This window comes from Luteimonas sp. A534 (assembly GCF_054072805.1).
Map to the genome: position 1 here is coordinate 1 of NZ_JBSVRR010000006.1, position 10092 is coordinate 10092.

Annotated in this window: 7 protein-coding genes; 6 read left to right on the top strand and 1 reads right to left on the bottom strand. The window is 65.0% G+C overall.

The features are described 5' to 3' along the window. Positions 1 to 159: 159 nt before the first annotated feature. The 6 genes from ACW5F0_RS12780 (at position 160) to ACW5F0_RS12805 (ending at position 8975) form a co-directional block, all read left to right on the top strand. Positions 160 to 4413, top strand: coding sequence for an RHS repeat-associated core domain-containing protein (locus tag ACW5F0_RS12780; protein WP_456963864.1), 4254 nt, complete (start codon positions 160 to 162; stop codon positions 4411 to 4413). Positions 4414 to 5341: 928 nt separating this feature from the next. Next, on the top strand, positions 5342 to 5731 hold the full coding sequence (locus ACW5F0_RS12785) for a hypothetical protein (protein ID WP_456963865.1): 390 nt from the start codon (positions 5342 to 5344) through the stop codon (positions 5729 to 5731). 163 nt (positions 5732 to 5894) lie between these two features. Further along, positions 5895 to 6329, top strand: a complete 435-nt coding sequence (locus ACW5F0_RS12790) for an OsmC family protein (RefSeq protein WP_456963866.1) — start codon at positions 5895 to 5897, stop codon at positions 6327 to 6329. Positions 6330 to 6470: 141 nt separating this feature from the next. Beyond that, the gene (locus ACW5F0_RS12795) at positions 6471 to 6602 is read left to right on the top strand and encodes a hypothetical protein (protein ID WP_456963867.1); all 132 of its coding nucleotides are present in this window, start codon (positions 6471 to 6473) and stop codon (positions 6600 to 6602) included. 12 nt (positions 6603 to 6614) lie between these two features. After that, positions 6615 to 7199: a glycine zipper 2TM domain-containing protein gene (locus ACW5F0_RS12800; RefSeq protein WP_456999875.1), complete on the top strand. Its 585-nt coding sequence runs from the start codon at positions 6615 to 6617 to the stop codon at positions 7197 to 7199. A 99-nt stretch (positions 7200 to 7298) separates the two neighbouring features. Then, positions 7299 to 8975, top strand: coding sequence for an amidohydrolase (locus ACW5F0_RS12805; RefSeq protein ID WP_456999876.1), 1677 nt, complete (start codon positions 7299 to 7301; stop codon positions 8973 to 8975). Between the two features lie 122 nt (positions 8976 to 9097). Here the strand turns inward: ACW5F0_RS12805 and ACW5F0_RS12810 are convergent, their stop codons facing one another. Next, a complete protein-coding gene (locus ACW5F0_RS12810) occupies positions 9098 to 9976 on the bottom strand; it encodes a PhzF family phenazine biosynthesis protein (RefSeq protein WP_456999877.1) in 879 nt (292 codons plus the stop codon). Positions 9977 to 10092 lie beyond the last annotated feature (116 nt).

Genomic DNA, 10092 nt, shown 5'->3' on the forward strand with positions numbered 1-10092 from the left:
GCCGGATAAGAGTCCCTTCCAGTCTGCCAGCTCACCTCTCCTTTTCGGGGCGCTGGATTTGTCGCACTTAGTCTGGCAATTTCTGAGGGCTAATCAGCCAGGCAGCACGCTGGCTCCAGGGGATGGGAAATGTCGGGTAACGCATGCAGGGTTGGTCCCATGGATGATCGCGCGCGCTCCAGGGGCCGCCGACCGGCTTCATTCGCACTCGCGGCCTGCCTGCTGACCTGCTTTGCGCCAACGGCCGGTGCCTTCTTCGATGAGGAACCCGAGAAGCCCCCGCACGATCTGGAACGTGTCACGGTCCGGGGCGTTCCCTTTGTACCCATCAGTATCAACATTTCGCTGAGTTTCGGAGGTTTCGGGTTCAATCCGAGCGCGTTAGGCCCGGTCGCCGCTGTCGGCGCCGACGATTCCAACGAGGATCCCTGCGGGAGCAGTGGGACGCCTGCCGCAGGCACCACTGCGCACCCGGTCGATATTGCCACCGGCGTCAAGCTGCTGAACGAACTTGATTTCGCGTCAGGCCAACCCGGAAGCACGCTGTCGATGCTGCGCACCTACCGGAGCACGCGGAGCGGTACGGGCATCTTCGGTGCCAAATGGGCGTCGACAATCGAGTACTCGCTCGCGTTCGAATATGCGGGGCAGACCTGCCAGGGGTGGCTGGGCGGGCCCATGGCCTGCAGCGCGAGCGGCAATCTGCTTTCGATCATGGTCCGTTATGGCCCGGGCGCGGGCCGCAAGTTCGACCCTGCGGGCGCAGGCATATGGAGCAATGAGGACGGCGCAACCCTCGGCAAGTCCGGCACCAGCTGGGTGCTGACCAATGCCGATGGTGGCATCGAGACCTACAACGCACACGGACAGGCCGTTTCGATCCTCGATGCGCGGGGCGTTGGCAACCAGTATGCGTACAGCAGCAATCGGCTGAGTTCGGTCACGCATTCTTCCGGACGGAGCATGGGTTTCACCTGGTCCGGCAACCGCGTGAACACGGTCACGGCCCCGAACGGCAAGACGTACACTTACGGTTACGCCGGCGTGCACCTGAGCAGCGTCACGTATCCAGACAGCCTTGGCACGCGAACCTACCATTACGAAGACGCGGCGCTTCTCGGTAGGGTGACCGGCATCACCGTCGATGGTGTGCGATACAGCCGCTACAGCTACCACCCCGATGGCCGCGTCAAGAAGTCCGGGCTCGGCAATGGCGATTTCGACAGCAGCTCGTTCACCTACGGGCCGGACCACGTCAGCGTCGGCAATGCACTGGGGCAGACCACCAAGTATCTCGTCAACGAACTCGACGGCAGCAGGCGCATCATCGGCATCGAGCGCCCGGCCAGCGGCGCGTGCCCCGCCGGGTGGCAGCGCTACACCAGCTTTGACATCCACGGAAACGTGGACTTCGAGCTCGATGCCTACGACGTGAAAACTCAGTACAGCTACAACGCCAGTGACCGGCTCATCCAGAAGATCGCCGGCATCGGCCCCGCTGGCGAGACCGATCAGCGCCAGGTGACGCAGTACGAGTGGGATCCCGTCAACCCGGACCGGCTGCTCAAGGTCAAGGTCTTCGGCGCGTCGGTCGCCGAGCCGATTTCCGAGACAAGCTACTCCTATTATCCCGACGCGGATCCGCGGCGCCATCTGCTGCAGTCGGTCGCAGTGAAGAACCGGAGTTCGCACGGGATCCCCGACAGCACGCAGGTCACTTCCTACGATTACACCGTCCACCCGAGCAGGCTCGTCGCCACGGCCACCATCGACGGCCCGGTCGCAGGGTCAGCGGATGCGATCGTCTACACCTTCGACACGGCTGGCAATCCGACTTCGGTCAGGAACAGCCTGAATCACACGACGACCTATTCGAACTACAGCGCGCTCGGCATCCCGGGCCGGGTGGTGAATGCGAATGGCGCCATCACGGACTTCACGTACGACGCCCGCGGGAGTCTCCTGACGCGCAAGGACCACATCAACGGCACCACGGCCACCACCATCCATGAGAACAATTCGCATGGCCAACCGAAGAAGGTCACGCACCCGGATGGAAAGGTCTACACGTATGGCTACGCCCAGCACGGAAGACTGGCGTGGGTCTCCACCACGCGCCCGGCCGAACCAGGGGAGATATTGAACAGCACCGATGGACTGGTGACCGAATTGGGGGGAATCAATTACAACCTGTTCGGCGAGCCGATCCAGTACGTGAACGAAAGGCGATGGAACGAACTGGTGTGCATTCCGAACCCGATCTGCGGCATCGATCCCGACCCGGGGTCCGGCCAGGTAGTCGTTAGAAGCGAGATCACTTACCGGCAGTTCATCGAATACGATCCCTCAGGCTTCGTTCGTGCCGTGAAGGGTACGAGTGGCCAGGACGTCCGTTATACATACGACGCCAATGGCAACGTCAAGACGATGACCGATTCGCTTGATCGCGTGACCACGCTCACCTATGACCGGCAGCAGAATGTCGTCCAGTCGGTGGGGCCGCTGAACCGGATCATCAACTTCCAGTACGACCGCATCGGCCGGTTGACCAGCGTCGTCGACCCGCGCGGCAACGCCACGTCGTACGTCTACGACGGCTTTGGCCAGCTGTGGTCGCAGGCGAGCCCGGATACCGGGACCACGGCCTTCGAGTACAACGCCGGCGGGCTGCGTACCAAGATGACCCGGCACTCCGCGGCCACCACCAGCTTTGCCTATGACGGTCTGGGGCGTCCCGTGTCGATCACGGCGGGCGGGCAGGTCCAGACCCTCGCCTACGATGCATGCACGCACGGCAAGGGGCGGCTCTGTCAGGTCGTCGACCCGACCGGAAGCGTCAACTACACGTACACCCCGCAGGGGCGGCTGGCCGGCCAGAGCAGCGCGATGCCCGCCGGCGGCGCAGCCGCCCATGCGTACACGTACGACACCCTTGGCCGGCTGACGGGGATAGGCTACCCCGGCGGCGTGGGCGTCGGGTACGGCTATGTGAGCGGACGGCTGCGCACGATCACGGCCACCGTCGGTGGCACATCCCACAACGTGATCACCGGGCTGCGCCACCAGCCGTTTGGCCCCGCGGTCGCATGGAGCTGGGGCAACGGTTTGAGGCGCGAGATCAGCTACGACGTTGACGGCCGCGTGACCGAGCTGAATACCCGGAACGGCAGCGCCTATCTGCAACGTCTCGGTTATCAATACACCGGGCACGACGAAATCAGCAAGATCACCAACCACGTGAATCCAACGCTGACCCAGGACTATGGCTACGACGCCCTCTCACGCCTCACCACGGCCACGGCGAGCGGCGCGAACCAGAACCTTGCATGGGACATCAACGGCAACCGCTCCAGCCACACCTGGGGCGGCGCCACGGATCTCTACAGCACGCCCGCGTCGAGCAACCGGCTTGGCGCCATCGCCGGGCAGCGGGCCACCAGCTATGCCTACGATGTCAACGGCAACACCCTGAGCGGCGAGGGCGCGGCCTATACGTACAACACCTTCAACCGCCTGGCGACGGCGAGCAAGGCGGGGGTGACCACGATTTACGCGATCAATGCGCTTGGCCAGAGAGTGCACAAGAAGGTCGGCGCGGGCGCGAACCAGTGGTTCAGCTATGGCCCGGGCGGGCAGCTGCTCGGCGAACACCAAGGCAGCTGGACGCACTACGTGTGGCTAGGCGGCACGCCGGTGGCCAGGATCAAGGGCAGCCAGGTGAGCATGATCCACACCGATCACCTGGGACGCCCGGAGATCGTGACCAACAGCGCCAAGGCGGTGGTATGGCGGGCGAGCAACCATGCGTTCGACCGGACCGTGACGCTGGACAGTCTCGGGGGGCTGAACCTGGGTTTTCCGGGGCAGTACTACGACGGGGAAACCGGGCTCTGGTACAACGTCAATCGGACGTACAATCCGCGAACGGGACGGTATCTGGAAAGTGACCCCATTGGATTGGGGGGCGGAACGAACACATACGCCTATGTCGGGGGGAATCCGGTTAACTACTTTGATCCGCTCGGACTCGAAAGATTTGCGGGATATTGCAAAGCCTTGGATTACGTTGCTAAGGCCGGGTCGATCGAAGGGGCTCTCGGTGCAGCGCAAGCTGATCGGATGGCGAGGGGTTGGGAGGCCCGGACCGATACAGGTAACAGCCTTAGGAATGCCGAGAACTATCTGGCTGCCTATGTGGCTGTAGACGAAGGCGCAAATCGATGGGCTGGCAGGGTTGGAACTGCGGGTTCGATGTTTTGGGCTGTGCCGGCATATCAGGCTTTTAATGGGCTCACAAATGCCAACCCACATTCGCCCCCCACGGTTCAAGCGATTCATGCGGGATGGGCTGGACTGCGAGACGGAAACGTAGATAAGCCACAATCAGATCCTGATTGCGGGTGCGGAAAATGATAATTTCTGAACTTCCACGCCCAAAGATCATTTCTTTGGCGGTGGTGACTTTTAATCTCGCATTCGCTGCTAGCTGGATCGCGGCAGGAACGCGATCCATGTTTAATGGAGGCCTGGCGGTTGGCGCACTACTGTCAGCGATTGGAATATGGATACTGATAGGCACGCTAAGATCAAGCGTCGCTTCTCTGCAAATAGCTGCGTTGAGCTACACCTTCGCAGTTCTCGGCACGGCCATATACACATGGCTTCCTCCACCTGAATCAAGGTCGCCATTTGGTGTTCCCGGAGCGTTCGCGGCCATGTTTCTAATGGCACTGCTAGCAGTCGGCTCTGTTTGGCTGGCAAGACAACTACTTGCTCAAAACAAGAACAAAGATTAGAGAGCCGTAGGCAAGAGTCGAAATTCCAGCAAGGGATTGAACACCTACGCCTATGTCGCAGGTAACCCAGTCAGTCGTATCGACCCGTGGGGGTTGCAAGCACATTCAGTCTGCGAAACACGGGAAATTCTCAACTCTATTCGCAGTCAAATGAGTACTGGAAGTCCGGTCTCGGCTGCGAGGCAAGCTATTCAGAACCACACTGGTCGAAACGCCGGAAATATCGGCGCTCACGACTACGAAATGCGTGCCGGCAATCCTACATTTAGTTATGATGGAAGGACCATGACGGGAGCGCAGTTTGGGAACTATGCTGCCGGTTACGCTGGATGGCATTACGGAGGCGTGAGAGGTCTTGCGGCCGTGCTCTGGGGAGGGGTCAGGTATCAAGCAGAAGATACTGCGGCATCACTTCTTTCCGCCGGCGCTCAAGTGACCCCTTTTAACTTTGATAATGATGGCAGCCGAGACGATATTCTCGCAGGGGCGAAAAGGGCTCAGAATGAGCTCGCCAACCGCCTTGTCAGTTGCGGGTGTCCCTGATCATGAGTGAAATCACGATTATCTCTCTAGCCACGAGCCTGCTGATTTTGCTTGGTATCGTTATCTGTTTCGCGAAGCGGCGGTGGCTACGAGTTATGGCGCTGACTGCCATCTATGCCTTGTTTACCGGAACGGTCATGTTCGGCATGGGCGCAACAAGGATGCTTGCCCAAAAAGCCATTGCCGAGGGACGATCACAGGATTACGTCAGCGGAATCGCGTCACGGGACACTCAACTGCGCCCAGCTCGTTTGATTGCCCAGCTTTTTGGGACCGGTCTATTCCTCTTTGGGTTGCGGGGATTAGCTGGAGCCTCGTCCGTCAATTACGACGGGCGGGGGAAGATCGCAAGCAGTTCACCCTCGGCCAAATCTGGTGATTCAGAAGAATAGCTGCGCATTTGATGGTGAATCGAAGATGGGAAGCTGATTCACATGTGCGATCGAGTCCGACGCGATCTCTTGGGCTGCCTGCGAGGTCCGCGCGGCTAATCGAACACCAACGTAACGACCCCACGGCTACCGTAATGGATCGCACACTCACGGAGCATCCGACATGGGCATTTCACGCAAGGCCACCGCACACTGGGAAGGCGACCTGAAGTCCGGCCGCGGCAGCATCAGCACGCCCGCCAGCGGATTGATGCAGGACACCCGCTACGGCTTCAACAGCCGGTTCGGCGACGAGAAGGGCACCAACCCCGAGGAGCTGATCGCCGCCGCGCATGCCGGCTGCTTCACGATGGCGCTGGCCAACGCCCTGGCCGAAGCCGGGCATCCGGCGGATTCGCTGGACTCGCGCGCGGAGGTCGACCTGTCGATGGAGGGCGGGCCGACGCTGAGCGCGATCCGGCTTTTCACCAAGGCGAAGGTGCCCGGGATCGACGAGGCGAAGTTCCGCTCGATCGCTGACGACGCCAAAAAGAACTGCCCGGTCTCGAAGGCGCTGTCGGCGGTGCCGATCACGCTTGAGGCCGAACTCCTGGGCTGAGTCCCACAGCGCCGGGCAGTTACTGTCGGCGCGATGAACGTGACTCCCGCCGCGGCGCTGCGCTCGTGTGGATTCAGCCGCGCGTCAACGCCAACATCCTAGCGTTGCGTTCGAGCGTCAGGGTGGCGCGCGGAGCCTGCCATGCGTCGTGCCGCCGTCCTTGCCATCGCCCTCGTCGCTGCCAGTGGCTGCGCATCCACGCAGTCGCCCTACGGGCCTGCCTATCCCCAGGCCAACCTCAATGGCCCGGGCATCCCCGACGATGGCGGCTAAGACCTTGCGCGCGTGGTGCGCGTCGACCCTGTTTTTGACGGCGCCCGCGGCTACCCGGCGTCGCAGCTGCGCTGTTACACGCGGGAGGATCATTACACCGGCGGGTACGGAAGCGATGACTATCGCGACTACGGTTCGTACGGGGACGACGGGTACGCGCGCGACGCGTATGGCCGCGACACGTACCGCCAGGACGGCTACGACGGCCATGACGGCGATCGCTATCGCCGCGACGACGAGAACCGGCGCATGGTCGCGACCGTGGTGGGCGGCGTGGTCGGCGCGGTGCTGGGCAGCAAGGTCGGCGGCGGCTCGGGCCGTTACGCCACGTCGGCGATCGGGACCATGGTGGGCGGCATCGCCGGACGCGAGATCTACGACGCCAGCCAGCGCGACCGCGTCGACCGCCATGGCCGCGTGACCGTCTGCGATCCGGTGCCGGACCGTCATGCCTCGGGCCGGTACCCCGATGACGGCTACGGTGGCGTGACCGAGTACGACGTGACCTACGAATACGGCGGCCGCCGCTACACCACCCGCACCGATTACCACCCCGGCGACACCATCCGGGTGCGCGTGGACGTGCGGCCGGAGTAGGCGGCGGCGAGGCCGCACCAGCGGCGTGCTGCGGAGCGTCATTGCCCTGCCGCGTGATCACCGACATAGTCGGCGCGGTCCATCCAGGGAGCCCGCCGCATGCGTCGTCTCGTCAACGTTCCCATCGCCCCCGTCGCCGCGGGCCTGCTGCTCGCGCTTGCCGCGACAGCCCATGCCGCTGATGGCGAGCGCCTGCTGACCGCGGCGCGGATCCACACGTCCGACGCCGCGATGCCGGTCGCGACCGCGATGGCCTGGGATGCCGAGGGCCGGATCATTGCCGTGGGCGACGCCGCCGAACTTGCCGCGCGCTACCCCGATGCCGAGCGCATCGACGCCGGCGACGCCACCGTGGTCCCCGGCCTGATCGACGCCCACGCCCATCTGGTCGGTCTTGGCCACGCCCTCATGCAGGCCGACCTGGTGGGCGCGCGCAGCACCGCCGAGATCGTCGAGCGCCTGCAGGCATTCGCGAAGGACATGCCTGCTGATGCCTGGCTGATGGGCCGTGGCTGGGACCAGAATCTCTGGCCGGAGACCGCGTTCCCCACCGCCGCCGTGCTCGATGCCGCGTTCCCGGAGCGCCCGGTGGTGCTCGAACGCATCGACGGCCACGCCACCTGGGCCAACAGCGCGGCGATGCGCGCCGCCGACCGCGACCTGTCCGGCGACTGGCAGCCCGATGGCGGCCTGGTACTGCGCGAGGATGGCAAGCCCACCGGCGTCTTCATCGATACCGCTTCGAGCCTGGTCTACGCCGCGGCGCCCGCGCCCGGCGAGGAGTGGCAGGACCGGGCGTTCGAGCGTGCCCTGCAGCATGTCGCCAGCCTCGGTTTGACCGGCGTGCATGACATGGGCACCTCCGACGCGGATCTCGCGCTGATGAACCGCTTCGCAGACCGCGGCGCGCTGAGCCTGCGCGTGCGCGCCTACGCCTCCCGCGGCGCCGGCGCGATCGAGTCGCTGTGCCGCGACGGCGCCTACCACCACGACTCCGGCCGCCTCGACATGCGCGGCGTGAAGCTGATGATCGACGGCGCCCTGGGCAGCCGCGGCGCGGCGTTGATCGAGGACTACAGCGACGATCCTGGCAATCGCGGGCTGCTGATACAGGACGAGGACGCGTTTGAAGCCGCGGTGCGCCGCGCGCACGAGTGCGGGCTCCAGGTGGCCACCCACGCCATCGGCGATCGCGGCAACCGCATTGTGATCGACACTTACAAGCGGGTGCTGGGCGACGATGCGTCCGGCGACCACCGCTGGCGGGTCGAGCACGCGCAGGTGATGGCGCCCGGCGACATCGCGCGCTTCAGCGGGCTGAAGCTGGTGGCGTCGATGCAGCCGACGCATGCGACCTCCGACATGCCCTGGGCGGGCGCGCGGCTGGGCGAGGCGCGGCTTGCGGGCGCGTACGCCTGGCGCAGCTTCGTCGAGGCCGGCGTGCCTTTGGCCCTTGGGTCTGATTTCCCCGTGGAGTTCGCCGATCCGCGGCTGGGCCTGCTTGCGGCGGTGACGCGGCAGGACGTCCATGGCCATCCGCCGGGCGGCTGGCTGCCCGGGCAGGTGCTGACCGCGGCCGAAGCGCTGCACGGCTTCACCGCGGGCGCGGCGTGGGCGGCATTCGACGAAGACGAGATCGGACGCCTAGCGCCGGGGCTGCGCGCGGACTTCGTGATCCTTGGGCAGGACCCGCTGGCGATTCCGGGCAACGAGCTCGACGAGCTCACGGTGCGCTCGACTTGGGTCGATGGGCAGCCTGTGTTCGAGGCTGATTGATCGCCACTGTGGGAGCGGCTACAGCGCGATCGATCTGATTGCCACTGTGGGAGCGGCTATAGCCGCGATCGATCAATGGCAGAGCGATCGCCGCTGTAGCGGCTCCCACAACAGAGTGCGGATCAGCTCCAGTCGATCGTGCCGCTGACGACGCTGCGCGCACGGCCGCCGGACCAGACTTCGCCTTCCTCGTCCACGCGCAGTTCGATGATGGCGTCGTGGCCGACTTCGCGGCCCTGGCTGATGCGGTAGAAGCCGGTGTCGCCGGGGAGGGCGTCGCGTTCCGCAAGCCAGGCCGCAAGCGTGGCGTTGGCGGCACCGGAAGCGACGTCTTCAAACGGCGCGGGTGATCCCACCCAGGCGCGCACCGCAAGGTAATAGACCGGGTCCTCGCTGCGCGCGAACACGCACAGGCCCATGGTGCCGGTGGCTTCGGCGAGCGCGGTGATCGCCGCCCAGTCGGGCGTCGCGGAGCGCAGCTCAGCCTCGTCGCGCAGTTCGGCCAGCCACCAGCGGCGGCCGCCGTCCATCAGCACCGGCGGCAGCGCGCCGGTGGCAAGTCCGGCGAGCGCGTCGCGAAGCCTCGCATCCGCGGCATCGGCGACTTCGACCACGCTTGCGCGCGGCGTGCGCACCGCGACCGTGCGTTTTGCGCCTTCGCCGTCCACGCGCAGCGGCAGCTCGCCCACCGCGCAGGACTGGACCAGCAGGCCGTCGCGCGGCGTGACCAGTCCGCGGTCGAGCAGCACGTGCGCGGTGCCGACGCTGGGATGGCCGGCGAAGGGCACTTCGCGGCGCGGACTGAAGATCCGCACCGCGTAGTCCGCGGTCGGCGTGGGCGCGGGAAAGACGAAGGTGGTTTCCGGCAGCCGCGTCCAGCGCGCGATGGCCTGCATCGTGGCGTCGTTCAGGCCGGTGGCATCGGGGACGACGGCCAGCGGATTGCCCGCACCGGGGCGGTCGGCGAAGACATCGAGCTGGACGTAGGGGCAGGCGGGCATCGAGGGAGCTCCAACGCGGGGCGCGCCAGTGTAGCCGTGGCCAATGGCGGTCGATGCTTGCGGCCCGGGGTGCCGGGCCGCCTGCGGCGCTAGAATCGCAGGCCTTGCCCGCTCCG

Coding starts and splice junctions, on each gene's coding strand:
- ACW5F0_RS12780 (WP_456963864.1), top strand. CDS start 160: ATGGATGATCGCGCGCGCTCCAGGGGCCGCCGACCGGCTTCATTCGCA.
- ACW5F0_RS12785 (WP_456963865.1), top strand. CDS start 5,342: ATGAGTGAAATCACGATTATCTCTCTAGCCACGAGCCTGCTGATTTTG.
- ACW5F0_RS12790 (WP_456963866.1), top strand. CDS start 5,895: ATGGGCATTTCACGCAAGGCCACCGCACACTGGGAAGGCGACCTGAAG.
- ACW5F0_RS12795 (WP_456963867.1), top strand. CDS start 6,471: ATGCGTCGTGCCGCCGTCCTTGCCATCGCCCTCGTCGCTGCCAGTGGC.
- ACW5F0_RS12805 (WP_456999876.1), top strand. CDS start 7,299: ATGCGTCGTCTCGTCAACGTTCCCATCGCCCCCGTCGCCGCGGGCCTG.
- ACW5F0_RS12810 (WP_456999877.1), bottom strand. CDS start 9,976: ATGCCCGCCTGCCCCTACGTCCAGCTCGATGTCTTCGCCGACCGCCCC.